The following is a 25,746-nucleotide window of genomic DNA, read 5'->3' on the forward strand; positions in this document are numbered from 1 at the left end:
GCGCCGGCCCGGCGCAGCGCGAGCAGCACCCGGTCGGCGGTGGCGTCCCCGGCCGTCGGCATGGCCGCAGGGATACCCGCCGCGCCTCACCCGGTTCGGGTGAGTTCGCCTCACCCGCGATGCGGGGACGCTGCGGGACGAGCGGCGCCGGCCGCGACCACCGACGAGGAAGGCCCGATGAGCGTCTCGGCCGTGGAACACCTGACCCGGGGAACCGCCGGCCGGCACCCGGAGCTGCCCGAGACCACCTCCGGCACCATCCGCCTGGACCTGCGCGACGACGGCCGCACCGAGCACTGGTACCTGACCATCGACCGGCAGGACGTCCGGGTGGACCGCCTGGCCGAGGAGGCCGACCTGGTGGTCGGCGCGAACCGCGAGGTGTTCGACCGGATCGCGGCGGGGCGCCTGCACCCGGCCGCCGCGCTGCTGCGCAACGACCTCGCCGTGCAGGGCGAACTCAAGCTGCTGATGACGCTGCGCCGGCTCTTCCCCGGCCCGCCGGACGCCCGGGACCCCCGGGACGTGGCCGGCGCCCGGGTGGCGGCCCGATGAGGCAGGAGCTGGTCCATGTCCTCGCCGGCAACGCGTTCGCCGTGAGCGACGCGCAGGGGGACATGGAACGCGACCCGTCCGCGCCGATCGGCCTGTTCTCGTTCGACACCCGGTTCCTGTCCCACTGGGTGCTCACGATCGACGGCGAGCGGTTGCACGCGCTGTCCCGCGACGACCTGACCTACTTCGAGACCCGCTTCGTGCTGGTGCCGGGCGCGGCCAGCCACTACGTGGACGCCGACGTCTCGGTGATCCGGCACCGCTCGATCGACGAGGCGTACCACGAGAGCCTCACGGTGCTGAACCACTCGGCCGAGCCCGCCGAGTACACGGTGCGGATGGAGATGGCCGGCGACTTCGCCGACACCTCCGAGATCCTGCGTCCCGGCCCGCGCCGGCCGACCGTCATCCCCGAACCGGAGCAGCGGCGGCTGCGGATCCGGTACGAGCGTGGGCGATTCACCCGGGAGACGTGCGTCTCCAGCACGGTCCCGGGGGAGGTGGACGCGCGCGGGATGACCTTCCGGATCCGCGTCGAGCCGCAGGGCAAGTGGCAGGTCGACCTGCACGTCGCCATGGTCATCCAGGGAGCCGGCGGGCGGGACCTGCGGGCCGGCATCGAGTCGCACCGGCAGCACGTCCGTCAGGACATGCGCGACGACCTCGAACGGTGGTACGACCGGGCGCCGCACCTGGTCGCCGACCGGCCCGGGCCGGCCGCCGTGTACCGGCAGGCCCTGACCGACCTGGCCGCGCTGCGCTACATGCCGCTGGCCTACAGCGAGCGGGTGCCGGTCGGCGGGATGCCCTGGGCGATGGCGCTGTACGGGCGGGATGCGCTGATCACCTGTCTCCAGACGCTGCCGTTCACGCCCGAGCTGACCCCGGGAACGCTGCACATGCTGGCGATGGCGCAGGGCGGCCGGCTCGACGACCGGCACGAGGAGGAACCCGGCAAGATCGTCGCCGAGCTGCGGTACGGCGAGGCGGCCGCGTTCGACGAGCAGCCCACCGCGCTCTACTACGGCGCCGCCGACACCACCCCGCTGTTCGTGATCCTGCTCGACGAGTACGAGCGCTGGACCGGTGACGCCGACCTGGTCCACGAACTGCGGCACCCGGCCCGGATGGCGCTGGACTGGCTGACCCGCTACGGCGACCAGTGCGGCGACGGCTACCTGCGCTACCAGCCGCGCAACACCGACACCGGGGTCGCCAACCAGACCTGGCGCAATTCGCCGGCGGCGATCGTCGACCGGCACGGCGTGGAGCCGCCGTACCCGCGCGCCACGTGCGAGCTCCAGGGGTACGCGTACGACGCGCGGATCCGGGGCGCCCGCCTGGCCCGGGAGTTCTGGGGCGACCCGGCCTACGCCGAGCGCCTGGAGGCCGACGCGGCGCGCCTGCGGGAGCGGTTCGATCGCGACTTCTGGCTGCCGCAGCGCGGCTACTACGCGCTGGCGCTCACCCCGGACGGTGAGCCGGTCGACGCGCTCACCTCGCACCTGGGGCACCTGCTGTGGAGCGGCATCGTGGCGCCGGAACGGGCCGACGCGCTGGCCGGGCACCTGCGCGGGCCGGACCTGTTCTCCGGCTGGGGCGTGCGCACCTACGCGCAGGGGCAGCGGCCGTACAACCCGGTCGGCGCGCACCTCGGCGCGGTGTGGCCCTGGGACAACGCGATCGTCGCGGCGGGGCTGCGGCGGTACGGCTACGACGAGGAGGCGGCCGACATCGCCGCCGGCGTGTTCGCGATGGCGGAGACGCTCGGCGGATCGGTCCCGGAGACGATCGCCGGCTACCCCCGCGCGCTGACCAAGTACCCGGTCCAGTTGCCGGAGGCCGGGCGACCGCAGTCGTGGGCGTCGAGCGGGTTGCTGATGCTGCTGGCGACCATGCTGGGGCTGCGCCCGTGCGGCGAGAACCTGCTGGTGAACCCGGCCGTTCCGGCCGGCTTCGGGCGGATCGAGCTGCTCGACGTGCCGGGCCGCTGGGGGCGGGCCGACTCGTACGGCCGGGAACGCGGCGCGGGCCGCCGGATCCGCGCGGGCGGGCCGGCCCGGCGCGCCGCCTGATCCGCCGGGCCGCTCAGGCCGAGCCGGTGGTCTCCCGCTGGACCACCGGCGGCTCCTCCGGCCCGGCCGCGGCCGGCGGCTCCACCGCGCCGGGCGCGGCCGCCGGGGTCGCCGGTTCGGCGCGCCCGGCCCGGGCGAGCAGCCGGTCCACGCCCACGAACAGCAGGCCCAGCAGCCAGAACACCGTGGCGAACCCGACCGCGCTGACCGCCACCCCGTCGTAGCCGAGCTCGCCCGCGTCGATGAACGGGTACGGGTACCTGTCCACGACCAGGCCGCGTACCAGCGCGAACCCGAGGTATCCGAGCGGGAACACCAGCCACCAGGCGGCGTACCGGGGGCGCAGCCGGCCGCGCCTGTCGAACAGCGCCCAGTCGGCGACCGCCAGCAGCGGCACCACGGTGTGCAGGAACTGGTTGCCCCACCACTCACCCGGTTGCCGGTCCGGCTGGGCCATCGCGAACGGGCTGGCCGGGTTGGCCAGCACCAGGTGGTAGACGGTGCCGGTGATGGTGATGTAGAGGGTCACCGCTCCCTTGAGGGCACTCGGCGGCTCGGGCCGGTGGCGCAGCGCGCACCAGGCGGCGTACCCGGCGACGACGCCGACCGCCACGTTGCTCTGGATGGTGAAGTACGGCAGCAGGCCGGTCACCGTGGCCGGGCCGAGCGCGGTGAGGACGATGCCGGCCAGCACGGCGAGCACCACTGCCACGCGGAGGAGGATCGCCGACAGGCGACGCCGGGGGGTCACGCGGGCAAGTTACCAGCCGGTCGTCAACCGGCCCGCCGCCCGGGCGGGGTGCCCGACGGCGGCCCGGCGTGCTCCGGCGCGGGGACGTCCACGCCCGGCGGTCCGCCGGACGGGCGGACCGGGTGCGCGGTCCGGCCGCCGCCTCGCCCGCCGCCGGCCCGGCCCGGCGGATCGTCGTCGCCCAGCAGCCCGGCGCAGTAGTCCGGCACCCGGTCGTGCCCCCCGGCGGCGGTGACGAGATCGCTGAAGGCGGGTGTGGCGAGGGCGCGTCCCCGGTCCGGCTCGGCGAGCGCCCGGTACGCGACGCACAGTCCCGGCGGTGCGGACGGCTGCGGTGTCCCGGGGCCCGGCGAGCCGGCCGGCCGGGCCGGACGGGTCTCCGGCGCGGGCGGCGCGGTACCGATCGGAGGTGCCGCCGGTCGTGCGGCGTGCGGCAGGTTCCCGGTCGCGGCGAGCGCGACACCACCGGTGAGGGACGCGGCGAGCCCGGCCACCGCCACCCGGACACCGAAGCGGACACGGCGGCGACGGCGCATCCGCCGGGCCGACCGGTACGCGGCGACCGCTGCCGCCTCGCCGTCGAGCTCGCCCGCGCCGGGTGCGGCCCGGACCGCGGCCAGCACGGCGAGCAGGGCCGGCGGAGCGGACGGCGCGTCGCCGGAATGGCCGGCGAGCAGCCGCTCGACGGTTTCCTGGTCCAGACCGGATGCGTCCATCTCATGACCTCAGCGCCTCGACCCGGCCCGGCGTCACACGCGGTCGGCGCGAAGCCCCGGTGAGGCCGGTCACCCGATGCCGGTCAGGCCCCGGAGAGGGCATCTCCGGTTGCCGATGTCCGGCGGTCGCGGTGAACTGAATTACATGGGTGTCATCAAGGTGGGCACGTCGTCCTGGGCCGACCAGATGCTGGTCCGCTCCGGCTGGTATCCGCGCGGGGTCAACACGCCCGCCGGCCGGCTCGGCTGGTACGCGGAGCGGTTCGGACTGGTCGAGGTGGACACGTCGTACTACGCCGTGCCGGCGCCGGAGACCACGGCGGGCTGGGCGGCCGCGACGCCGGACGGGTTCACCTTCGACGTCAAGGCGTTCCGTCTGTTCACCGGCCACCACACCCCTGTGGACGCGCTGCCCAAGGACCTGCGCCCGGCCGGCGGCCCGAGCCGGATCCGCTGGCGCGACCTGCCCGCCGGGGCGTACGACGAGGTGTGGGACCGGTTCCACGCGGCGCTGGCGCCGCTCGCGGCGGCCGACCGGCTCGGCGCCGTGCTGTTGCAGTTCCCGCCGTGGCTGGCCCGCGGTGAGGCGGCCCGGCGGCGGATCCTGGACGCGGCCCGGCGCTGCCGTCCCTGGCCGGTCACCGTCGAGCTGCGGCACTCGTCCTGGTTCGACGGGGACGCGATGGCCGAGACCGTGACGTTCCTGCGCGAGCACGATCTCGGGTACGCCTGCGTGGACATGCCGCAGGGGCACGTCTCCTCGGTGCCGCCGGTCCTGGTCGCCACCACCGACCTGGCCGTGATCCGGTTCCACGGGCACAGCACGGCCTGGGAGAGCGGCGACAAGCAGGAACGGTTCCGCTACGCCTACGGGGAACGGGAGCTGAGGCACTGGTCGGTGCTGTTGCGCGAACTGGCCGACCAGTGCGCCGAACTGCACGTGCTGATGAACAACTGCTGCGGCGACCAGGCCCAGCGCGACGCCGCCCGCCTGGCCGACCTGCTCGGCGTCGCCCCCGCCGCCGCGCGCGCCTGACGTTTCCGCAGCCGCCGTCCGGGTACCGCCGGAGGCATGGACGACAGCGAAGGGGGATCGGTGCAGAAGCGGCGCGACGAGGACGAGCGGGATCCGCGGGCGACCCGGGAGGCCGAGGAGGCGCACGGCGGCAGCATGGCACCGGGCCTGGTCGACGACACCGGGCACCCGGTGGCCGGGTCGCCGGTGCCGGACAACGAGCCGTCCGCGCTCGGCGACCCGGATGAGGACGGCACCGGCTCCTGACGGCTCAGGGACGCGTCTCCGGACGCATCCCGGTCGCCTCCTCCAGCGCGTTGTCGCCGAGGTCGCCGTCCGCCCTGTCGTCCGGGAACGTCCGCCCCGACGGGGCGGGATCCGGCGGCGCGCCCGGCCCGGCCTCGGCCGTCCGGGTCGGCTCGACGGATCCGAACCCGTGCCGGCCCGCCTTCGGCCCGCCCGGCCCGGCGCCCGCCGCCCGGCGCTCACCGCGCCGCCCTTCGGGTACGGCGGTCTCCTCGCTGCCCTCGTCCATCGGGTCGTGCTCTCCCGCGCCCCACGGCGGGTCGGCGTCGAAGCCGTCGGTGGTGCCCCACGGCGCTGCCGACTCCGGCCCACGCCCGTCACCCGGCCGGTCCCTGCTGGTCATTGTCACCTCGCCTGGCTGCTGATGTCCGTGCCGTCCGCCTGCGGACGGCCTGTCCCGGTGCACCGCGCGGCCGACGACCCACCCCGATGTGGGTCGTCGGCCGCGCGGTGGTCAGCGGCTCGCCCCGACCAGGTGACGGCCGGCCGCGCCCACGGCGGCCACCTTGCCGATGTTCTTCGGCGCGGCCATCAGCCCGCCCGCGCGGTCGAGCATGCCCCGGAACACCTGGCCCGGCTTCTGCTGCTCGCCCATGTACGCCGACACCACGACGAGCGCGCCGGTCAGCGCCGGAACCGCCCACTGGAGCAGCTTCATCTGCCGCTGACTGGCGGCGACGTTCGCCGGGGTGTGGTGGTTCGGTTCGGTGGTCCCCTCGACCGGCGGCCCGCCGGCCTTCTCCAGCCGCATGCCGACCAGCCGGCTGTAGCCGGTCACCGCCAGCGCGCCGACCGTCAGCGCGGTCTTCACCGCGCTCATCTTCCCCACGCCCGCCTGGCGGGCCATCCGCGGGCTCTCGGTGACCAGTTCACCGACCGCGCCGGCCAGGTGCGCGCCGATCGCCGCCGCGTTCACCGGTGTCCACCGCGCCCATCCGGCCGAGGCCACCGGCAGCCGCTCGGTCGTGTCGTTGATCCGCGCCGCCGCGCCGTTCACGCCCAGCGCCCCCATCAGGGAACCGCCGAACCAGGCCGCCAGGCCCAGGTCGTGCATCGAGCGCAGCGTGGTGTGCCGTTCTGACATCAGATCCCCCTCCGCCGTGTTCGGGCGGTGCGGCATACCCACGATCGGGCGACTCACGCCCGGGCGTGGCTCACCGGCGGGGGAGCGTGCCTGCCGTGGCTCAGTGCCGGCGTGGCTCAGCGCCGGGGGAGCGTGTCCGCGAACGCGGCGATCCGGGCGGCAAGCGGCGCCGACGCGCGTACCCAGGTGAAGTGGTCCAGCCGCGCGCCCGCCTCGGCGGCCGTGTAGCGGTGCCGCGTCACCGGCGCCGCGGTCAGCTTCCCGCAGAGGTGGTCGAGCGTCTCGTGCGGCGTGTACTGGTCGTCGTCGACGCTGACCGCGAGCACCGGCGTCCGGATCCGCCGCACGGCGGCCTCCGTGTCCACGCCGTCCAGCGCCGGGAACCGGCCGGTGCGGGCGGTGTGCGCCCAGTCCCGGATCACGCCGCGTGCCTGCCGGCCGCCGAAACCCCAGCCCGGCCAGACGCCGAGCAGCCGCGCCGTCGCCGCGATGGCCTGGGTGTACGGCAGCACACCCCACCCGCGCAGGCCCGGGTACGTCCGCCACCACGGCAGCCCCACCGCCACCAGGGCCAGCCCGTCCACCCGGTCGTCGTCGTCCAGCGCCTGGTGCAGCACCGCCACCTGCCCGCCCAGCGAGTGCCCGAGCAGCAGCCGGGTGCGGCCGTCCAGCCGGGGCTTGAGCGCGTCGAGCACGGCGCCGACGTCGGCGGCCATCTCCTGGTAGCCGTACCGGCAGGCGCGCGACGGCACCGGGGTGCTCTCGCCGGTGCCGCGCAGGTCGGCCACGATCACCGCGAGCCCGGCGTCGCGCAGCGCGGCGGCGAACGGCCGGTAGTAGCGGGCGCGCACGCCCATCGCGGGCCAGATCAGCACCACCGGCGCGCCGGGCGGACCGGCCGGCTCCGGGTAGACCTGCACGCCGATGCGCGCGCCGTCGACGTCCACGTACTCCTGGGTGTAGTCCCCGCTCACCCGGATCAGGGTACGGCCCGAACCTTACCGGTGGGTAGCAAGGGGTCGCCTCACGCCACCGCCGGTGCGGGCCGGGCCGCGTTCGTCAGCGCGCCGTAGACCGCGACGAGCTGCTCCGCGCAGCGCCTCCAGGAGTACCGGCTGCGGACGCGGTCGAGCGCGGCGGTGGCGTACGCGAACCGGCGCACGTTGTCGCCGAGCAGCCGGCGCACCGCGGTGCCGAGCGCGCGGGGGTCACGCGGCGGCACCAGGTCGCCGGTGAGCCCGTCCACCACGCTGTCGGCGATGCCGCCCACGTTCGTGCCGATCACCGGCACGCCGCAGGCCATGCCCTCCAGTGGGGTGAGCCCGAACGGCTCGTACCAGGGGGCGGCCACGAGCACGTCCGCCGACCGGTACCAGGCGGCCATCTCCTCGCGCGGCACGCCGCCGAGCAGCCGTACCCGGTCGGCCACGCCGCACGAGTCGGCGAGCGCGGACAGCCGGCGGGCGAACGTGTCGGCGGGCAGCAGGTGGCCCGGCGGGCCGCCGACCACCACGCACTCCGCGTCCGGCACCGCCGGTAGCGCCCGGACCACGTCCAGGAAGCCCTTGCGTTCGACCATCCGCCCGACGGTGAGGATGCGCGGGCGGGCCGGGTCGCGGGGCGCGACCGGGCCGTCCGGGCGGAACACCGCCTCGTTGACGCCGGCCGGCACGAGCGCCATCCGGGACCGGGGTACGCCCATCCGCACCAGTTCGGCGACCTCGTCGGAGCACTGCACGACGACCCGGTCCACGGCCCGGCCGAGCGCCCGCTCGTAACCGGCGCGCCCCGGTGGACTGGTGTCCCGTACGCCCTGGTGGCGACGCTTGACGGTGCCGAGCGAGTGGTACGTCAACACGGTCGGCACGCCGGTGCGACGGCTCGCGTGTACGGTGGCCAGCCCGCTCATCCAGAAGTGCGCGTGCGCCACGTCCGGGGTCCAGCCGCCGCGCCGCCAGGTGTCGGCCAGCCGGCTCCCGAACTCGCCCGTGTACGGCAGCAGGTCGTCCTTCGGCATCCGCCGCGCGGGACCGGCCGGCACGTGGCACACCTGGTAGCCGTCCGGCGCGTCGACCGCCTCGGGCAGCTCGGGGGAGTCACGGCGGGTGTAGACGCGGACGTCGTGGCCGGCAACGGTGAGCGCGGACGCGAGTTCCGCCACGTGCGTGTTCTGGCCGCCCGCGTCCTCCTCGCCGGGGGCGGCGAGCGGGCTGGCATGCTGGGAAATCATCGCGATGCGCATGTTCTCGTCCTCCAGGATCCGGTCCCAGTCGGCGAGGAAGCGGTCCGGACCGGACCGCTTCCCCGCCACTCGCGTGCCCGTGCGCCGAGTCGGTACGCGGCGTCGGCGTCCTCGGTCAGCCGGCGCGCCGCCGCCACGAGCGTGTCGACGCGGGTGGCCGGCGCCCCGGCGTCCGGTGGGGCGGCGTCCACCGCTTCCGTGGTGGCCGGAGGATCGCGTTGATGCCGGGGATGCGCATGGAGGACCCGTACCCTCGGCTTGCGCCCCTAACCAGGAGATCGTCGACTTCTCCGCGGGGCGTCAGCCCGGCAGCATCCCGGGGCCGAACACCTCGTAGGCGATCCGCTCGGCCGGCACACCCCGGCGCAGCAGGTTGCCCCGGACCAGGTTCATGAACGCGACCGGGCCGCACAGGTGCGCGTCCACCCCGGCGGGCAGCGGGAGCCGGTCCGGGTCGATCAGCCCGGCGGACACCTCCGCCTTCAGGCCGGGCAGGTCGGCCCCGGCGGCGTCGAGGTACCAGAGGTGGACGGCCAGGTTCGGCAGCCGCTGCTGGAGCGCGGGGAGTTCCGCGCGCAGCGCGTGCGCCTCGGCGGCGCGGTCGGCGTGTGCCAGCGTCACCCGCCGTCCGGGATCCCGGTCGGCCAGGTGGGCCAGCGCGGCCATCGCCGGGGTGAGCCCGATGCCGGCGCTGACCAGCAGCAGCGGCCCGTCGCCGCCGGTGGCGTCGACCTCGCCGAACGCCGGGCTGAGCCGCAGCGTGTCGCCGGCGGACACCCGGTCGTGCAGGTGACCGGAGACCATGCCGTCGGGGGCGCCGCCCTCGCCGCGTACCCGCTTCACGGTGATCCGCCACTCCTCGGCGCCGGGGCGGCCGGAGAGGCTGTACTGGCGGATCTGCTGCCCTCGGCCGCCGTCCAGGTCGACGGCGACCGAGACGTACCGGCCGGGGGTGAAGCCGGGCGCGGCGCCGCCGCCGGCCGGCGCGAGGGTGAGCGAGACGACGTCGGCGCTCTCCCGGGTCCGGCCGGTCACCCGCCAGTCCTGCCACACCGGACCGCCCTCGGGTACGCCGGCGCCGGCGTAGAGCCGCGCCTCGCGGGCGATCAGCTCGCAGGCCAGCAGCCAGTAGACCTCGTCCCAGGCGGCGGCCACCGCCGGGGTGACCGCGTCGCCGAGCACCTCGCCGACCGCGGCGAGCAGGTGCCGGCCGACGATCGGGTACTGGGTGGCGGTGATGCCGAGGGAGGCGTGCTTGTGCGCGATCCGGTCCAGGACCGGCCCCCACGGCATGCCGCCGTCGCCGGTCAGGTGCGCCGCGTATGCGACCACCGCCGAGGCGAGCGCGGCCTTCTGCGCCCCGGTGGCCTGGTTGCCCCGGTTGAACAGGTCCAGCAGGTCCGGGTGGGCGTCGAACATCCGCTGGTAGAAGCGGCCGGTGATGGCCTCGCCGTGCGCCCGCACGACGGGCAGGGTGGCGGTCACGACCGCTGCTGAGGATTCCGAGAGCACGACCGAATCTCCTTCCGGGGCTCGAACAGGTCGATCCCCACGAAACAGGATTCGGAGATTCCTCTTTTAGGGCCGAAGGTCCCGGCGCCGGGGTGGCATGGGTCACCGTGAATCTGCTGGTGTCCTGGACGGCGCCGAGTGGCTAGGGTCGGTGCGTGAGGCTCAACCGGTCGACCGACATGGCGTTGCGGATCGCCATGCTGACCGCCGCGTCCCCGGTCCGGGCCACCGTCGACGAACTCGCCACCCGGCTCGAACTGCCCCGCAGCCACGTCGCCAAGGTGGTGCAGCGACTGCAACGCATCGGGGTCCTGGTGACCATCAGGGGCCGTTCCGGCGGCGTGGCCTTCGCCGAGCACGCCGCGGACATCACCGTCGGCCAGGTGGTCCGTGCCTTCGAGGGCGACGGCGAGGTGGTCGACTGCGCGCAGCCGGTCTGCCCGCTGATCGCGGAGTGCCGGCTGCGCGGTGAGCTGCGCCGCGCGCAGGCCGCCTTCCTCGCCGTGCTCGACGGGGTACGCCTCGGCGACCTGGTCGACGGATCCGCCGGCCCGCTCCTGCTCAGCCTCGGCGCGCCACCGGCCGGCCGCTGATGGCGGTCTCCCATCCGATCTTCTCCCGGATCTTCGCCCGCGCCAGCGTCGCCCTGGACCAGGCCGGCATGGCCGGGCACCGCGCCCGCCTCGTCGCCGGGCTGAACGGCCTGGTGGTCGAGGTCGGCGCCGGGAACGGGCGCAACCTCGCGCACTATCCGCCGCAGGTCAGCCGGGTGCTCGCCGTCGAGCCGGAACCCCGCCTGCGCGCGCTGGCCCGCGCCGCCGCGCCGGGCGCCCCGGTCCCGGTGACCGTCGCCGCCGGTCTCGCCGAGGCGCTGCCGGTCGCCGACGGCGCCGCCGACGCGGTGGTGCTGTCGCTCGTACTCTGCTCGGTGCCGGACCAGGCGGTCGCGCTGCGCGAGGCGCGGCGGGTGCTGCGGCCCGGCGGCGAACTGCGCTTCTACGAACACGTGGTGGCGCAAACGCCCGGCCTGCGCCGGGCCCAGCGCCTGGCCGACGCCACGCTCTGGCCGCTGTTCTGCGCCGGATGCCACACCGCCCGGGACACGGTCGCCGCGATCCGGGCCGCCGGGTTCACGGTGACCGAACTGGACCGGTTCCGCTTCCCGCCGACCGGGCTGCCGGCGCCGGCCTCGCCGCACGTGCTCGGAACCGCGATCCGGGCCTGACCCCGGGCCGGGCCGGGCTCGCGCTCCGGCCGGGCCCGGCCCGGCGCCCCCGGGGTGCGGGGGCGCCGGCCATCGCTGTCAGCTCACGCTCACCGTGCCGTCCGGGGCGCGGACGCAGGAGACGGTACGGGCGCCGGTCGCCGCCGCCCCGGCCAGGCACCGGCCGAGCACCTTGTGCCCGGCGGCGTTCGGGTGCCACGACTCCTGGCAGGTCTGGAAGTACGTGCCGCAGGCGTTGGCGATGCGCTGGATGTCGAGCTTGTCGTATCCGGAGAGGCTGGTGACGAACGTGCCGCTCGGGCCGTCCATCAGCCGGATCGGGGTGGCAAGGGCGTTGCCCGGGCTACCAGTCGACTCGCAGAGCCGGGCGCCGTCGAACGCGCGCTGCACGTTCAGGTAGACCAGGTCGTCCTGCGGGAACTCGCCGGCGAGCGTGCCGCGTACCGAGCCGACGAGCGTGCCGAGGCCCTGCGAGAAGCGGTGTCCGGGCGCCAGGCTGGCCCGGTGGATCGGGCAGCCGGCCGCGTACCGCTCGGCGCCCAGCGCACGGAACTTGTCCCGGGTGTCGTCCCGGCTGTCCTCGGTCCAGTAGGTCTGGTCCAGCTCGAACGGCAGCGGGTTCGTGTAGTCCTGGAACACCACCCGGTGCTGCCCGTCGGCGTCGATCTGGTCCAGCGTGGTGAGCAGCTGCCGCAGCGCCGTGGTGGTCTCCGCGGTGGCGGCGGCGAACTGCGCGGCGGTGCCCAGGTCGGCGTCCGTGCACGGCTTCTGCTCCACCGGCCCGCCCAGGTACGCCCAGAACTCCCACCAGCCGGTCCACGCGTCGGCGATGAACCGGTTGGCGCACTTCTCCGCCACGCTGCCGAAGGTGAACGAGCTGTTGTTCGAGCCGAGACCGACGAGCACCAGGTCGATGTCGTGGGTCCGCGCCACCGACCGGAGCTGGTCGAGCTGGGCGGCCACCTGCCGTCCCTTGGTCCGGGTCGCCGAGGCGCTGGCGATGTCGTACGGCTGGCCGCCCGAGCAGGCCAGGTTGAACCGCGCGGAGATGCCGGGCAGGTCGGCCTGGAACAGCGAGGCGTTCGGCGAGCGGTGGCAGAAGTAGGCGTTGGCGTTGGCGGCGGACCAGCCGGGGAAGCCCTGGGCCACCCCGTTGACGTCCACCACCGGCGCGTACGCCCCGGCGCCCTCGCCGCTGATGAAGCTGTCTCCCAGCGCCACCGCGGCGGTGGGCAGTGCGGCGGCTGCGGGCCGGGCGGGCGCCGCGGCGGCGGGTAACGCCACCGTGGCGAGCGCCAGCGCCGCCGCGAGCACGGAACGACGGAACACGGACATGCCCGACCTCCCAAGACATCGAAATGTGAAAGATTCTTCAGGAGGGCGATCAGATCACGCGCGTGTGACGGACGTCAATGGCCCGACATCCGTGGCCGTTCACCGGGGAAGACATCCGGCGCCCGGGTCGTTGTGCCGGCTGGACACCCCGCCCGTCCCGCCGGACCGCCGTACGCGACCGCCGGACGGACCCGGACGGCAGGCCGATCGCGCAACGCACCGCCCCGGTGCCGCCGACCTGTCGGGGCACCCGGCTAGGCTCGCTCCGGCGCGCCGCGCCCGGCGATCATCGTGGGGGGATCACACGGTGAACGGCACCACACCGCCGAGACCTGGGAGTACGACCAGTTGACCGCACAGCCTGAGACCCTCTACGGGGCCGACGACCTGACGCATCTGGAGGGCCTCGACGCCGTCCGCAAGCGCCCGGGCATGTACATCGGCTCGACCGACAGCCGTGGCGTGGGTCACCTCGTCAACGAGATCCTCGACAACTCGACAGACGAGGGTGTCGCCGGTCACGCCACCAAGGTCGACGTGATCCTGCACGCCGACGGGTCGGTCCAGGTCGACGACGACGGCCGGGGCATCCCCACCGACGTGCACGCCAAGTCCGGCATCTCCGGCGTCGAGCTGGTGCTGACCCGCCTGCACGCGGGCGGCAAGTTCGGCGGCTCCGGCTACAAGACCTCCGGCGGCCTGCACGGCGTCGGCGCCTCGGCCGTCAACGCGCTGTCCCGCCGCTTCGACGTCACCGTCCGGCGCGGCGGCAAGGTCCACGCCATGTCGTTCCGCCACGGCGTACCCGGCGTCTTCGACGGCGACGGCCCGGACGCGCCCTTCACCCCCGGCCCCGGCCTGCAGATCGTCGGCGCGATGAAGCGCGGCCAGCGCACCGGCACCTCGATCCGCTGGTGGCACGACCCCCGCTACTTCGAGACCGGCGCCGCGCTCGACACCGGGACGGTCCGGCTCAAGCTGCGCAACACCGCGTTCCTCGTGCCCGGCGTCGCCTACCGGCTGCGCGACGAGACCGGCGAGCAGAGCGTCGAGGAGAGCTTCCACTTCCCCAACGGCCTCACCGACATGGTGGAATACCTCGCCCCGGCCGGCGACCGGCCGGTCTCCGGCACGCTGCTGGTCACCGGCGAGGGCACCTACCGGGAGAACGCCGCCGACGCCAACGGCGTCATGCAGTCCAACGTGCAGCGCCGCGCCGAGGTCGAGGTGGCGTTCCGCTGGGGCACCGGCTACGAGCGCACCGTCGAGTGCTTCACCAACACCATCCGCAACGCCCACGGCGGCACCCACCGCAAGGGCTTCGAGCGGGCGCTTGCCCGTACCCTCGCCGAGGCCGCCCGCAACGCCCGCGGCCTGCTCAAGCCCAAGGAGGACGCGCCCACCCTGGACGACGTCCTGGAGGGCATGACGGCCGTGGTGCACGTGCGCATCCCGGAGCCGCAGTTCACCTCGCAGACGAAGGACGAGCTGTCCACCGCCGGCATCACCAAGGTGCTCCAGGGCCTGGTCGAGGCGCACCTCAAGAGCTGGCTGGACGACCGCCGCACCAAGGCCGAGGCCCGCACGGTGCTCCAGAAGATCGTCGACGCGGCCCGGGTCCGGCTCACCCAGAAGCAGCAGAAGGACGCCGCCCGCCGCAAGACCGCGCTGGAGGGCGCGGCCATGCCGGCCAAGCTCGTCGACTGCCGGGCCGCGGGCATCGAGAGAAGTGAACTGTTCATCGTGGAGGGGGACAGCGCCCTCGGGACGGGGCGCCTCGCGCGGTCCTCCGAATACCAGGCGCTGCTGCCGATCCGCGGCAAGATCCTCAACGTCCAGAAGGCCAGCCTCCAGCAGGTGCTGGACAACGCCGAGTGCGCCGCGATCGTGCAGGTGCTCGGCGCCGGCTCCGGCCGGACGTTCGACCTGTCCACCCTGCGGTACGGCCGGGTGCTCATCATGGCCGACGCGGACGTCGACGGCGCGCACATCCGTACCCTGCTGATCACGCTGTTCGCCCGCTACATGCGGCCGCTGATCGAGGCCGGGCGGCTCTACGCGGCGATGCCGCCCCTGCACAAGATCACCACCAAGGGGCGCAACCCGCAGACCGTCTACACCTACACGCAGGCGGAGATGGAGGCGACGGTCCGCAAGCTGGAGAAGGCCGGCAAGCAGATCGTCACGCCGATCCCGCGCTTCAAGGGCCTCGGTGAGATGGACGCCGACGAACTGTGGGAGACCACCATGAACCCGGCCACCCGGGCGGTCCGCCGGATCACGCTCGACGACGTCGAGGCCGCCGAGCGGATCCTCGAACTGCTCATGGGGGAGAAGGTCGAGCCCCGCCGCAACTGGCTGATCGACTCCGCCGACCGGGTCGACCGCGACGCCATCGACGCCTGACCAACGGGTTCGTCTCGGAAGGAAACCGCACCATGGCACGCCGCAAGGACGACCGCGCGAAGGCGGACCTGGCCGCCTTCGACCAGGCCGGCGCTCGCGTCTTCGACAACCCGCTGGTCACCGAGGTCTCGGACTCCTACCTGGAGTACGCGTTCTCGGTCATCCACTCCCGCGCCCTGCCCGACGCGCGCGACGGGCTCAAGCCGGTGCACCGGCGCATCCTGTGGTCGATGTACGAGCAGGGCCACCGGCCGGACCGCAGCCACGTCAAGAGCGCCCGGATCGTCGGCGACTGCTTCGTCGCGGGAACGCTCGTGTCGACACCGACCGGTCTTCGGCCGATCGAGTCGATCGAGGTCGGCGACACGGTGCTCGACGGCGACGGAGTCGCCACTCCGGTCGTCGCGGCCTACCGAAACCCGCAGTCGGAGCTGGTTCGGGTCACCTGGGACAACGGGCACACCATGTCGGTCACGCCGGGTCAGCGTTTTCGCGTGGTCGACGAGGACCTGTCCGTTCGTTGGGTGGAGGCGTCCGAACTCACCGGGCACCTCACGCTCGCGTACGGCGGTGCCCGCAGGAAAGCCGCCGCCCCCGGCGGCACTCCCTACGACTACGTCCGTGGGCTGGTGGTGGCGGAGGGCTTCGCCGTCGACCGGGCTCGCTCGGCTGACGGTCGTGTGCGCCTGCACATGTGTGACGTCGAACCGCTCGACGTCGCACATGGTTGGGCGATCGCCAACGGGCTCAACGTCAGCCGAGGCAAGAGGACGGCGACTGATCCGCGGCACCGCGATCAGCACATCGTCACGTTCGCGAGGCACGAGGGCCTGCTCGAAGCGGGGGGACCGCTGAGCGGTGCCAAGCGTGTGCCGAGTGATGTCCTCGAGAACCGCTCGGCATGGGCCCCCTTCCTTGCCGGATTCTTCGACGGTGACGGTTATGTCCGCAAGCGCTTCCGGGAGATCGTCTTCGTCAGTACCAGCGAGACACTCGTGCGGCAGATCAACTCCATGCTGGCCGACCTGGGCTTGCACGGGCACTACTGGACCAGCGCGCGAGACGGCTTTCAACGCCTTCTCGGCCTGTCCTTCAGCGGGCGTGATGCCGCCGCTCTGGCCGAGATGCTGCTGCCCTGGGTGCGGATCGGTTACAAGATCGCAGGTCTGGAAAAGGTGGTGGACCTGACCTATCAGTACGGCGGCAAGCAGGGCAACGACCGGCTGCCGTACGCGCGGGTGATCAAGGAATTCGCCGACGCCCACCAGGGGGGCGGTTGGTTCCGGGACGAGGCCGGCAAGGCGTTCCGATCATCACTCTCGGGCGCGGGTAGCCAGATCCGTTACGGCAAGGACCGTAACGGCGTGCCGCTGTCGGAGCGTTCATTCCCGCTCTGGCGTGCCGAGCGGGATGGATGGATCCGTAAACTCCGGCGCATCGGGTCTCCGCTCGCGAGACGGCTCGAGGCACTTTCGGGCCGATCCTTCCTACGGGTGATGTCGGTCGAGCGGATTCCTGCCGACACCACGTACGATATCCAGGTCGGCTCCGACGAACACGCGTTCGTCGCGGAGGGCCGCGTGGTGCACAACTGTATGGGCAAGTACCACCCGCACGGCGACACCGCCATCTACGACGCGATGGTGCGGTTGGCCCAGGACTTCTCGCTCAACGTCCCGCTCATCGACGGGCACGGCAACTTCGGCAGCCCGGACGACGGCCCGGCCGCGGCGCGATACACCGAGGCCCGGATGTCCCGGGAGGCGATGCTGCTCGTCGGCGAGCTGGGTGAGGACACCGTCGACGTCGAGCCGAACTACGACGGCTCGCTGACCCAGCCCACGGTGCTGCCGGCGGCGTTCCCGAACCTGCTCGTCAACGGCGCGTCCGGCATCGCGGTCGGCATGGCGACGAACATGATCCCGCACAACCTCGGCGAGGTGGTCCAGGCCGCCCGCTGGCTGATCAACCACCCGGACGCCACACTCGACAAGCTCATGGAGTTCGTGCCCGGCCCCGACCTGCCGACCGGCGGGCTGCTGCTCGGCCTGGACGAGGTGCGCCGCGCGTACGAGACCGGGCGCGGTGTGGTGCGCATGCGCGGGCGGGTGGAGATCGGCCCGCTGGAGGGCAGCCGCGGCCGGCAGGCCATCACCGTCACCGAGCTGCCGTACGGCGTCGGTGCCGAGAAGGTCATCGCGGCCATCACCAACGAGGTGAACAAGACCAAGCGGCTGACCGGCATCGCCGACGTCAAGGACCTCACCGACCGGGAGAACGGCACCCGCCTGGTGGTGGAGTGCAAGGTCGGCGTGAACCCGCAGGCGCTGCTGGCCGACCTCTACCGGCTCACCCCGCTGGAGCAGTCCTTCGGCGTGAACAACCTGGTGCTCGTCGACGGGCAGCCCCGCACGCTCGGGCTCAAGGAACTGCTCGACGTGTTCCTGGCCCACCGCTACGAGGTGGTGACCCGGCGCAGCGCGTACCGCAAGCGCAAGCGGGAGGAACGCCTGCACCTGGTCGATGGTCTGCTGATCGCCCTGCTCGACATCGACCGGGTGGTCAAGCTGATCCGCGCCAGCGAGGACGCCCAGGCCGCCAAGGACGGCCTGATGCAGAAGTTCAAGCTCTCCGAGATCCAGGCGAGCTACATCCTGGACACTCCGCTGCGCCGGCTGACCAAGTACGACCGGCTGGAGCTGGAGGCCGAGCAGGAGAAGCTGCGCGGCGAGATCGCCGAGCTGTCGAAGATCCTGGACGACCCGAAGGTGCTGCGGAAGGTCGTCTCCGACGAGCTGGCCGCCGTGGTCAAGCAGTTCGGCGCGCCGCGGCGTACGACGCTCGTCGACGGCGACCTCAAGGAGGTGCTCGCCGCCTCGGTGCCCGCCGGTCCGCTGGAGGTCGCCGACGACCCGTGCCAGGTCATCCTCTCCGCCACCGGGTTGGTGGCGCGGACCGCGGCCGAGTCGGAGGAGGCCGCCGAGGCGCGCCGGCGCAGCGGCCGGGTCAAGCACGACGCGGTACGCGCGATCGTGCACTCCACCGCCCGCGGCCGCGTGCTGCTGGTGACCAGCGCCGGCCGCGCCTTCAAGATCGACGTGCTGCCGTTGCCGGTGCTGCCGGAGCAGTCCGGCACGGTGTCGCTGCGCGGCGGCATGTCGGCGGCGGAACTGGTGCCGCTGGAGCCGGGTGAGACGGTGGTCGGGCTCGCGCCGCTGGGCCCGTCCGCGCAGGGGTCGCCCGGTCTGGCGCTCGGCACCCGGGCGGGCGTGGTGAAGGTGTGCGCCCCGGACTGGCCGGTCCGCTCCGACGAGTTCGAGGTGATCTCGCTGCGCGACGGCGACGAGGTGGTCGGCGCGACCTGGCTGACCGACGGCGCCGAGACGCTGGCGTTCGTGTCCTCGGAGGCGTCGCTGCTGCGCTTCGCCGCATCGGTGGTACGCCCGCAGGGGCTCAAGGGTGGCGGCATGGCCGGCATCAACCTGCCGGGCGACGCCCGGGTGGTCTTCTTCGGCGCGATCCGTACCGACGACGCGAAGCACGGTGAGCCGATGGTGGTCACGTCGACCGGAGCGACAGTGAAGGTGACGCCGTTCAAGGCGTACCCGGCGAAGGGGAGGGCGACCGGCGGCGTACGCGCGCAGCGGTTCCTCAAGGGTGAGCTGGAGCTGTCGGTGGCCTGGATCGGCCCGCGGCCGGTGGGTGCGACGGCCACCGGCGACCCGGTGGAGCTGCCCCCAGCGGACCCGCGCCGAGACGGTTCCGGTTTCGCCGTCATGCTAGGCCCGACGGTGGTAGGCCACCACATCGACCGCGACTGACGGGGTTGGGGCGGGCGGCCCGGCCACCCGACGCGCCCGCCCCCGCCATGCCCTTGCCGCTGCGCCCTCTCCCGGCCCCCGCCCAATCCGGTTGATCAAGGAGTTGGCGGCCTTTTCACGCCCTCGCCGACCGCAAACTCCTTGATCACCGCAGCGGGCGCTCCTGGCGGACTGGGCGGCCGGGCCCTCGGGGGGACCTGAACGCGCCCCCCCCACCGCCTGTTGACCATGAAGTTGGCGGGCGTGAATCGGGCAATTTGTGCCGCTAACTTCATGATCAACGGGGCAACGGCGGGCGGACCGGGTGGGGCGGGTGGGGTCAGAGTTCGGGTTCGGGGGACTGGCGGGACTCGGGAGTGGTGCCGCGCAGGCGGGCGATCAGGCGCATGCCGTGGTAGATGACCAGGGCGGCAGCAGTGCCCAGCGCGATGCCGTTGAACGACAGGTCGCCTGCGGTCAGCGTGTAGTTGGCGGCGCCGATGATCACCGCGACCGCGGCGGTGAACAGGTTGATCGGGTCGTGGAAGTCGACCCGGCTCTCGATCCAGATCCGGGCGCCCAGGATGGCGATCAGGCCGTACAGCGCGGTGGTGGCGCCACCCAGCACCCCGGCCGGGACGGTCAGGATCAGCGCGCCGAACTTCGGGCACAGCCCGAGCAGGATCGCCGTGCCGCCGGCCACCCAGTACGCGGCGGTGGAGTAGACGCGGGTCGCCGCCATCACGCCGATGTTCTCCGCGTACGTGGTGGTGCCGGAACCGCCGCCGGACCCGGCCAGCACGGTGGCGACGCCGTCGCCGAGCAGCGCCCGGCCCATGTCGCGGTCCAGGTTGCGACCGGTCATCGCGGCTACCGCCTTGACGTGCCCGGCGTTCTCCGCGATCAACACCAGGATCACCGGGATGACCAGCACGACGGCGCGCGCGTCGAAGCTCGGCGTGTGGAACTCGGGAAAACCGACCCAGGCCGCCTGGCGCAGGCCCCGGACCGCCTGCTGGTCGAGGTTGCCGGTGAGCGCGGCGAGCACCCAGCCGACCACCACGCCGACGAGGATCGACAGCCGCGCCACGAAGCCGCGGAACAGCACGGTGGTGAGCAGGATCGCGACGAGCGTGACCACGGCGATCAGCGGCTGCGCCTTCACGCCGGTGCCGGAGCCGCCGCCGTCCCAGGCGACCGGCGCGAGGTTGAGGCCGATCAGCATGACGATCGCGCCGGTGACCACCGGCGGCATCAGCGCGTCGATCCAGCGGGAACCGGCCACCTGCACCACCACGCCGACGAGCGCCAGCGCGACGCCCGCGACGACGATGCCGCCGAGGGCCGCGCCGATGCCGCCGTCGGTCTTCGCCGCCAGGACCGGCGCGATGAACGCGAACGACGAGCCGAGGTACGAGGGCAGCCGGTTGCCGGTGATCAGCAGGAACAGCAGCGTGCCGAGCCCGGAGAACAGCAGCGTGGTGGCGGGCGGGAACCCGGTGATCAGCGGGACGGTGAAGGTGGCGCCGAACATGGCGACCACGTGCTGCACGCCCACGCCGATGGTGCGCGGCCAGGAGAGCCGTTCGTCGGGCGCGACCACGTCGCCGGGGCGTACCTGGCGGCCGTCGCCGTGCAGGGTCCACGGGGACCAGCGGGAGGTGGGGGACTGGGTCATCGGTCGCCCTTCGCGTCATCGGGTGACGGGGGCGTGATCGACCCTGGGAGTTGTTTCTAGCACGTGCCCTGGCGGGACGTGGTCCCGCCCCGGCTCAGGCGACGCCGGTGGGACGGAACTGGACGCTGACCCGGGGGCCGACCGGTCGGGTGGTCTTCGGCACCGCGTGTTCCCAGGTGCGCTGGCAGGAGCCGCCCATGACCACCAGGTCGCCGTGGCCGAGCGGGAACCGCAGGCTGCCGCCGCCTCCGCCGCGCGGGCGCAGCAGCAGCGCGCGCGGGGAGCCGAACGAGACGATCGCCACCATGGTGTCGGTGTGCGCGGAGCGGCCGAGGGTGTCGCCGTGCCAGGCGACGCTGTCGCGGCCGTCGCGGTAGAGGCACATGCCGGCGGTGACGAAGGGCTCGCCCAGTTCGGGCGCGTAGTGCCGGGTGAGCGCGTCCCGGGCCGCGGTGAGCACCGGGTGCGGCAGCGGGCGGCCGGCGGCGTACCAGCAGAGCAGCCGGGGCACGTCGACCTCGGCGTCGTACATGGTGCGGCGTTCGGCCCGCCAGGGCACGTCGTGGCGCAGCGTGTCGAGCACCTCGTCGGAGCCGCGTACCCAGCCGGGCAGGTGGTCGACCCAGGCGCCCCGGCTCAGCTCGTGCCGGCGCAGCGCCCCGGCGAGCGGGCCCAGGGTCGGGCCCTGCTCGGCCAGGTCGAGCATCGAGGGCTGGTACGCGTCGGACACGCAGCCGATCGTACCCCGCTCTCGAACAGGCGTACGACGGTCAGCGCCGCAGCATCCGGCGGACCGTGCCCGGGACGGCCTGCTTGATCCGCTCCCGGAGCTGCTGCGATCGCAGTGCGTCGATGGTGGCGGTGAGCTTCGCGTTCTCGTCGCGCAGCCGCTCGATGCGGGTCAGCAGTTCGGCCGGCGGGGTGGCGGCGGCGGGCCCGACGCCCGGCGGGAACACCGTCTCGCCGACCTGCTTGTCGAAGCGCGCGGCGCTGTCGCCGTCGGCGAACGAGGTGCCGAGGTCGTGCTTGCGCAGGAACGCGGTGATGGTCTCGAAGCGGGCCTTGTGGCCGTCGTTGAGCGACGTGTAGTCGGCCTCCGCGTAGAGGTCGGCGGCGTCGACGTCGGCCGGCACGTCCCGCATGATCCGGTGCGGGATGCCGAAGTAGCGGGCCAGTTCCAGGGTGCGTGAGTCGTGCGCGAACAGGTAGCCGGGCGTGCCGGCGACGAGTGCGGTGATGGTGCCGTGGATGCGGGTGCCGAACGCGAAGTCGTACCCGGACAGGTGCGACATCCAGGTCCACGGGTCGACGAACATGCGCACCTTGTCCTCGGCGAACAGCGGGTGCGAGGTGTGCAGCGGGATGTCGCTGCTCTGGCCCCGGTGCTCGGGCGCGTCGCCGTAGAGCAGGGTGCCGAGCGTGCGCAGGTCCTGCGGCACGTAGCAGAGGTTCGGGTAGCGCTCCTGGTGGTGGCGGACCACCGAGGCCATCGAGCGGACGTACGGGGAGATGGTGAGCGCGACCTTCGAGTCGGCGGTCAGTTCCGGGCGGCTCTTCTCCAGGTGGAACGTGTCGCCGTGCAGGAACATCGACGGGCAGCCGATCTGCTCCACGTCGGAGAAGCCCAGCGCGTTGAGGTAGCTCTCGGTCACCTCGCCGCGTACGCCGATGCTGTGCGACCGGTCCAGCACGGCCTTGCAGAAGGCGCGGACCGGCTCGTCGATCGGCCGCAGGTACTCGCGGTCGCCGTCGACGTTCGTCTGCACGCCGACGCCGAGCACCACCACCGGGATCTTCAGCCGTTCGATAAGCCGGGTCAGCGGCGTGAGCCGGTGAATGAAGCTGCGGCGGAACGCGTTGGCGAGCGGTACGACGAACACGTCGTGCCGCTCGTTGATCTCGTCGGCGAGGCGCGGGTCGGCCGGGACGCGGGTCGGTGTGATCTCGGCCGTGGAGGTGGCGAGCAGCTTGTGCGCCGCGTGGCTGAAGACCAGGTTGCCGCTGTTGTCGCCGATCCAGTTGCCGGCGAACGTCTCCTCCGGCGTGAGGACGTCGAACGGGCCCTTGCGGGCGCGGAGCAGGATCCGCTGGTGCATCCGGTTTCGCTCACCTTCCGTACGGCACGGCGTGCGGGCGGGAGCCGGGTGGGTGCCCGCGCGTGCAGAACGGAAATCCTATCCGCCGCCCCGGCGGAGCCGACCGGACGTCGGCTCGCCGGGAACGTCCCGGTTGCCCGGGGTAGGGTGCCCGGAATGACCAGCGCGCCGACCGTCACCCGTGCCCCGCGACTGCCGTCGCTGACCGGATTGCGGTGGGTCGCCGCGCTGCTCGTCTTCGGCTTCCACGCCGGGACGATGGGGATCGTCGCCGAGCCGCACCTGAAGCCCCTGGTCGACAAGGCGTTCAGCCTGGGCCTGTCCGGTGTCGAGTTCTTCTTCATCCTCAGCGGGTTCGTGCTGGTCTGGTCGTACCGGGACGGGGAGCGCGCGTGGACGTTCCTGCGCCGCCGGTTCGCCAAGATCTACCCGAACCACGTGGTGACGTTCGTCGCGGCGCTTGCGGTAGCGGCCTGGTTCGCCGACCCGGTCGTGCCGTGGGCCGCGATCGCCAACTTCTTCCTGGTCCAGGCGTGGATCCCGCTGGGCGGCTACTTCTACAGCGTCAACAACGTGAGCTGGTCGCTCTCCTGCGAGCTGGCCTTCTACCTGTGCCTGCCGCTCGTGGTGCCGTGGCTGCGCCGGGCCCGTACCGGCGTGCTGCGGACCGTGCTGGTCGCGGCGCCGCTGCTCATCCTGGCGCTGTGGCCCAGCCAGCAACTCGTGCCGGAGGAGCAGCGGTGGTGGTTCACCCAGATCTTCCCGGTGACCCGGTCGCTGGAGTTCTGGATGGGGGTGGCCGCCGCCGAGCTGATGCGCCGGCACCGCTGGCGCGGCCCGAACCTCGCCGTCGCCACCGGCCTGTTCGTCACCACCTGGGTGGTCGCCGCGCTGTGGATCCCGGCCGAGTTCTGGGCGGCGCTGCTCGCTGTCGCGTACCTGCTGGTCATCGCCGCCGCGGCGGACGCCGACGTGCGCGGCCGGCCCACTCCCTGGCGGTCCCGGGCGATGGTCTGGCTCGGTGAGGTGTCGTTCGCCTTCTACCTGGTGCACGTGCTGGTCATGGTCACCGTGCTGCGGCTGACCGGGCACTGGGGGACCGGCCTGCCCGGCTGGCGCGGCCCGCTCGCGGTGCTCGGCTTCCTGGTGGTCACGCTCGCGCTGGCCGCCGCGCTGCACCGCTGGGTGGAGACACCGATGATGCGCCTGCTCGGCCCGTCCCGCCGGGCCCGCGCGGCGTCGCCCGCACCGGCCGTGCCGGCTCCGCGCAGGCCCACCGAGGCCGCCGCCGGGCCGGCCGCCGACGGGGGCGCGGCCTCCGTCACCGGTCCGGCCGAGGACATCGAGTACGCCGGGCGGCGTCGCCCGGACTGACACGCGCACACGCCGGCCGGTCGATCCGCGACACGCCGTGCGGCGGTGCGTTCGTGGGGGTTCGGCGGTAATTTGTACCCGTGCTTCCGATCGCGCTCACCTGCCCCGTGTGGTGGGTGGCGCGCTGGACCGCCCGGATGCTCGCCAGTCTCGCCGTGGTCGTCGCCTTCTCGTTCGGCGCCGCCACGCTGCCGTCCGGTGTCGCCGCTGCCGCCCCGGCCCCGGCTGCCGCCGTCTCGGCGTACCCGGTCGCGGGCGCCTCGACCACCGCGCGGCCGGAAGCCGACCGCGTGGCCGAGCGGCAGGCCCTCCCCGCCGGGGTGCCGGCGCCCGCGCCCCGGGCGGCCTCCCCGGCCGCGCCGCAGCCGGTCCCGGCCGGACGGGCCGCCGCACCGGCCGGCCCGCGGGCCCCGCCCGCCCGCTGACCCGCTCACGGGCCGCGCCCGTCCTCCGCACCCACTCGCACGTCATTTCCCGCACCCGCCCTGGTGGCCTTACCGGCCCGCCCCGGCGAGATCGTGCGGGCCTCCCGCCAGGTCCTTCCCGTGAGGTGCCGACCATGTCCCAGACCGCTCTGTACCACTTCCTCACCTCCGTGCCCGAGGCCGCCGCCATCTGGTCCTTCCTCCTGCTGCTCGCCCTCGGCCTGCTCGCCGCCCTCGTCGCCCGGCCCGAACGCGACCCCGTGCCGGAGGCCGCCCCCGAACCGGCCGACGCCGACGCCGCCCGCCACGACGACCTGATCCGGTACGCCGAGGAGGTCGCGGTGGCCGCCGCCGGAGCCGCCCAGACGGCCCGTCGCCGCCGGGAGCGGTGGCTGGCCGCGCAGGACGAGGCGGACCGGGCCTGGACCGCGTACGACGAGGCGGACGCCGCCGCCCGCCGCCTCGCCGGTGCCGCCGCGCTGCCCGCCCCGCGCACGCCGCGCACCCCTGCCGAGTACGCGGCCCGGGAGCGCTGGCTGCACCACGCCGCCATGACGGCGCACTGGCGGGGCGACCTGACCGCCCGTCAGCTCGCCGACGTGCTGGCCCGCCGCAACGGATGGGATCCGCGCCGGCATCCGGCCGAGCAGGAGATCATGCTGGCCCGCACCGTCCGGGACGGGCGCCGGGCCGGATGGGAGAGCGCCGCCGCGCGGGAGCGGTCGGCCTGGCGGGACGCCGAACTGGCCGCCGAGGCCGCCCGGACGCTCGCCGCCGAGGCGTACGCGGCCACCGCGGCGCTGCGGCCCGCCCCGGCGTACCGGAGCGCGACGGCGAGCGCCCAGCCGGTGGCCGCTACGGTCCGTAACGCCCGCTGGCGCCCGGCCCGGGTCGGCTGAGGTCTCGTCTCGACCGAATCGTTACCCGGAATGTGGTGAGCCCGGTCACCCGGGCCGTCGAAACGGGCGCCGGGCGCAGAACAGGTCATCGAGTCCCGCGATTGCCGGTCGGGTGCTCGCCGTCTGTCCGCTTTCCGCCGCCGGGCGCCGTCGAAACTGCTTGTCCCATTGAGCGAAGTCAGTAACCGGGTGTTCCGAAATCCCTTACCGCGGATCACGTTTACGCAGGTGGGAGCGCTTGGCAGGGGACAT

Annotated in this window: 22 protein-coding genes and 2 pseudogenes; 13 read left to right on the forward strand and 11 right to left on the reverse strand. The window is 73.7% G+C overall.

All coding sequences use genetic code 11. The features are described 5' to 3' along the window. The first annotated feature begins 177 nt into the window (after positions 1–177). Entirely contained in the window at positions 178–555 is a 378-nt protein-coding gene (locus tag OC439_RS03615; RefSeq protein ID WP_262012178.1) for an SCP2 sterol-binding domain-containing protein, read from the forward strand. Next, positions 552–2,630: a glycogen debranching N-terminal domain-containing protein gene (locus tag OC439_RS03620; protein ID WP_262012179.1), complete on the forward strand. Its 2,079-nt coding sequence runs from the start codon at positions 552–554 to the stop codon at positions 2,628–2,630. Before OC439_RS03615 ends, OC439_RS03620 begins: the two co-directional genes overlap by 4 nt. Positions 2,631–2,643: 13 nt before the next feature. Here OC439_RS03620 and OC439_RS03625 read toward each other — a convergent pair whose 3' ends face one another. Together OC439_RS03625 and OC439_RS03630 are read right to left on the reverse strand one after the other, a co-directional pair. Next, entirely contained in the window at positions 2,644–3,381 is a 738-nt protein-coding gene (locus tag OC439_RS03625; protein ID WP_262012180.1) for a Pr6Pr family membrane protein, read from the reverse strand. A gap of 23 nt (positions 3,382–3,404) precedes the next feature. After that, positions 3,405–4,097 (reverse strand): hypothetical protein, encoded by a 693-nt coding sequence (locus tag OC439_RS03630; protein WP_262012181.1) that lies wholly within the window; start codon positions 4,095–4,097, stop codon positions 3,405–3,407. 145 nt (positions 4,098–4,242) lie between these two features. On the opposite strand from OC439_RS03630, the gene OC439_RS03635 reads away from it, so the two are divergent. Then, a complete protein-coding gene (locus tag OC439_RS03635) occupies positions 4,243–5,133 on the forward strand; it encodes a DUF72 domain-containing protein (RefSeq protein WP_262012182.1) in 891 nt (296 codons plus the stop codon). 36 nt (positions 5,134–5,169) lie between these two features. Continuing rightward, positions 5,170–5,379, forward strand: a complete 210-nt coding sequence (locus OC439_RS03640) for a GTPase activator (protein ID WP_262012183.1) — start codon at positions 5,170–5,172, stop codon at positions 5,377–5,379. A 4-nt stretch (positions 5,380–5,383) separates the two neighbouring features. Here the strand turns inward: OC439_RS03640 and OC439_RS03645 are convergent, their stop codons facing one another. The 5 genes from OC439_RS03645 to OC439_RS03665 form a co-directional block, all read right to left on the reverse strand. Then, complete coding sequence (locus OC439_RS03645; protein ID WP_262012184.1) at positions 5,384–5,761, reverse strand: hypothetical protein; 378 nt, start codon at positions 5,759–5,761, stop codon at positions 5,384–5,386. A 111-nt stretch (positions 5,762–5,872) separates the two neighbouring features. Next, entirely contained in the window at positions 5,873–6,502 is a 630-nt protein-coding gene (locus OC439_RS03650) for a hypothetical protein (RefSeq protein ID WP_194800869.1), read from the reverse strand. A gap of 116 nt (positions 6,503–6,618) precedes the next feature. After that, the gene (locus OC439_RS03655) at positions 6,619–7,476 is read right to left on the reverse strand and encodes an alpha/beta fold hydrolase (protein WP_262012185.1); all 858 of its coding nucleotides are present in this window, start codon (positions 7,474–7,476) and stop codon (positions 6,619–6,621) included. Positions 7,477–7,526: 50 nt separating this feature from the next. Then, positions 7,527–8,744, reverse strand: coding sequence for a glycosyltransferase (locus OC439_RS03660; protein WP_262012409.1), 1,218 nt, complete (start codon positions 8,742–8,744; stop codon positions 7,527–7,529). A 300-nt stretch (positions 8,745–9,044) separates the two neighbouring features. Continuing rightward, the gene (locus OC439_RS03665) at positions 9,045–10,256 is read right to left on the reverse strand and encodes a globin domain-containing protein (protein WP_262012186.1); all 1,212 of its coding nucleotides are present in this window, start codon (positions 10,254–10,256) and stop codon (positions 9,045–9,047) included. 155 nt (positions 10,257–10,411) lie between these two features. Between OC439_RS03665 and OC439_RS03670 the strand changes: the two genes are divergently transcribed. Further along, complete coding sequence (locus OC439_RS03670; protein ID WP_262012187.1) at positions 10,412–10,849, forward strand: RrF2 family transcriptional regulator; 438 nt, start codon at positions 10,412–10,414, stop codon at positions 10,847–10,849. Further along, a complete protein-coding gene (locus OC439_RS03675; protein ID WP_262012188.1) occupies positions 10,849–11,481 on the forward strand; it encodes a class I SAM-dependent methyltransferase in 633 nt (210 codons plus the stop codon). The genes OC439_RS03670 and OC439_RS03675 overlap by 1 nt, the downstream gene beginning before the upstream one ends. A 78-nt stretch (positions 11,482–11,559) precedes the next feature. On the opposite strand, the gene OC439_RS03680 is transcribed toward OC439_RS03675, so the two are convergent. Continuing rightward, the gene (locus OC439_RS03680) at positions 11,560–12,816 is read right to left on the reverse strand and encodes a hypothetical protein (protein WP_262012189.1); all 1,257 of its coding nucleotides are present in this window, start codon (positions 12,814–12,816) and stop codon (positions 11,560–11,562) included. Positions 12,817–13,164: 348 nt separating this feature from the next. On the opposite strand from OC439_RS03680, the gene OC439_RS03685 reads away from it, so the two are divergent. The 4 genes and pseudogenes from OC439_RS03685 (at position 13,165) to OC439_RS30260 (ending at position 19,043) form a co-directional block, all read left to right on the forward strand. Next, a complete protein-coding gene (locus OC439_RS03685) occupies positions 13,165–15,222 on the forward strand; it encodes a type IIA DNA topoisomerase subunit B (RefSeq protein WP_410054884.1) in 2,058 nt (685 codons plus the stop codon). 32 nt (positions 15,223–15,254) lie between these two features. Beyond that, positions 15,255–15,515, forward strand: a pseudogene (locus tag OC439_RS30250) (DNA gyrase subunit A); the annotation flags it as partial. Continuing rightward, positions 15,504–16,277: pseudogene (locus OC439_RS30255) on the forward strand (LAGLIDADG family homing endonuclease); the annotation flags it as partial. The pseudogenes OC439_RS30250 and OC439_RS30255, both read left to right, overlap by 12 nt. 441 nt (positions 16,278–16,718) lie before the next feature. Continuing rightward, positions 16,719–19,043: a DNA topoisomerase (ATP-hydrolyzing) gene (locus OC439_RS30260; protein ID WP_315985907.1), complete on the forward strand. Its 2,325-nt coding sequence runs from the start codon at positions 16,719–16,721 to the stop codon at positions 19,041–19,043. Positions 19,044–19,362: 319 nt separating this feature from the next. Here OC439_RS30260 and OC439_RS03695 read toward each other — a convergent pair whose 3' ends face one another. The 3 genes from OC439_RS03695 to OC439_RS03705 form a co-directional block, all read right to left on the reverse strand. Beyond that, positions 19,363–20,700, reverse strand: coding sequence for a uracil-xanthine permease family protein (locus OC439_RS03695; protein ID WP_262012192.1), 1,338 nt, complete (start codon positions 20,698–20,700; stop codon positions 19,363–19,365). A gap of 94 nt (positions 20,701–20,794) precedes the next feature. Further along, complete coding sequence (locus OC439_RS03700) at positions 20,795–21,430, reverse strand: alpha-ketoglutarate-dependent dioxygenase AlkB (protein WP_262012193.1); 636 nt, start codon at positions 21,428–21,430, stop codon at positions 20,795–20,797. 40 nt (positions 21,431–21,470) lie between these two features. Then, complete coding sequence (locus tag OC439_RS03705) at positions 21,471–22,796, reverse strand: polysaccharide pyruvyl transferase family protein (RefSeq protein ID WP_262012194.1); 1,326 nt, start codon at positions 22,794–22,796, stop codon at positions 21,471–21,473. 156 nt (positions 22,797–22,952) lie between these two features. Here OC439_RS03705 and OC439_RS03710 point away from each other — a divergent pair, with 156 nt between their 5' ends. The 3 genes from OC439_RS03710 to OC439_RS03720 all read left to right on the forward strand — a co-directional run bounded on the left by OC439_RS03710 (position 22,953) and on the right by OC439_RS03720 (position 25,494). Then, entirely contained in the window at positions 22,953–24,170 is a 1,218-nt protein-coding gene (locus tag OC439_RS03710) for an acyltransferase family protein (RefSeq protein ID WP_262012195.1), read from the forward strand. A gap of 80 nt (positions 24,171–24,250) precedes the next feature. Next, positions 24,251–24,595: a hypothetical protein gene (locus tag OC439_RS03715; RefSeq protein ID WP_262012196.1), complete on the forward strand. Its 345-nt coding sequence runs from the start codon at positions 24,251–24,253 to the stop codon at positions 24,593–24,595. 134 nt (positions 24,596–24,729) lie between these two features. Next, the gene (locus OC439_RS03720) at positions 24,730–25,494 is read left to right on the forward strand and encodes a hypothetical protein (RefSeq protein ID WP_262012197.1); all 765 of its coding nucleotides are present in this window, start codon (positions 24,730–24,732) and stop codon (positions 25,492–25,494) included. The last annotated feature ends 252 nt before the right edge of the window (positions 25,495–25,746 follow it).

This window comes from Micromonospora sp. Mcm103, assembly GCF_024519755.1.
GTDB lineage: Bacteria > Actinomycetota > Actinomycetes > Mycobacteriales > Micromonosporaceae > Micromonospora > Micromonospora aurantiaca.

Excerpts from the sequence above, each read along its gene's own strand:
- OC439_RS03615 (WP_262012178.1), top strand. The coding sequence starts at position 178 with ATGAGCGTCTCGGCCGTGGAACACCTGACCCGGGGAACCGCCGGCCGG.
- OC439_RS03620 (WP_262012179.1), top strand. The coding sequence starts at position 552 with ATGAGGCAGGAGCTGGTCCATGTCCTCGCCGGCAACGCGTTCGCCGTG.
- OC439_RS03630 (WP_262012181.1), bottom strand. The coding sequence starts at position 4,097 with ATGGACGCATCCGGTCTGGACCAGGAAACCGTCGAGCGGCTGCTCGCC.
- OC439_RS03635 (WP_262012182.1), top strand. The coding sequence starts at position 4,243 with ATGGGTGTCATCAAGGTGGGCACGTCGTCCTGGGCCGACCAGATGCTG.
- OC439_RS03640 (WP_262012183.1), top strand. The coding sequence starts at position 5,170 with ATGGACGACAGCGAAGGGGGATCGGTGCAGAAGCGGCGCGACGAGGAC.
- OC439_RS03645 (WP_262012184.1), bottom strand. The coding sequence starts at position 5,761 with ATGACCAGCAGGGACCGGCCGGGTGACGGGCGTGGGCCGGAGTCGGCA.
- OC439_RS03650 (WP_194800869.1), bottom strand. The coding sequence starts at position 6,502 with ATGTCAGAACGGCACACCACGCTGCGCTCGATGCACGACCTGGGCCTG.
- OC439_RS03660 (WP_262012409.1), bottom strand. The coding sequence starts at position 8,744 with ATGCGCATCGCGATGATTTCCCAGCATGCCAGCCCGCTCGCCGCCCCC.
- OC439_RS03675 (WP_262012188.1), top strand. The coding sequence starts at position 10,849 with ATGGCGGTCTCCCATCCGATCTTCTCCCGGATCTTCGCCCGCGCCAGC.
- OC439_RS03680 (WP_262012189.1), bottom strand. The coding sequence starts at position 12,816 with ATGTCCGTGTTCCGTCGTTCCGTGCTCGCGGCGGCGCTGGCGCTCGCC.
- OC439_RS30260 (WP_315985907.1), top strand. The coding sequence starts at position 16,719 with ATGTCGGTCGAGCGGATTCCTGCCGACACCACGTACGATATCCAGGTC.
- OC439_RS03695 (WP_262012192.1), bottom strand. The coding sequence starts at position 20,700 with ATGACCCAGTCCCCCACCTCCCGCTGGTCCCCGTGGACCCTGCACGGC.
- OC439_RS03705 (WP_262012194.1), bottom strand. The coding sequence starts at position 22,796 with ATGCACCAGCGGATCCTGCTCCGCGCCCGCAAGGGCCCGTTCGACGTC.
- OC439_RS03710 (WP_262012195.1), top strand. The coding sequence starts at position 22,953 with ATGACCAGCGCGCCGACCGTCACCCGTGCCCCGCGACTGCCGTCGCTG.
- OC439_RS03720 (WP_262012197.1), top strand. The coding sequence starts at position 24,730 with ATGTCCCAGACCGCTCTGTACCACTTCCTCACCTCCGTGCCCGAGGCC.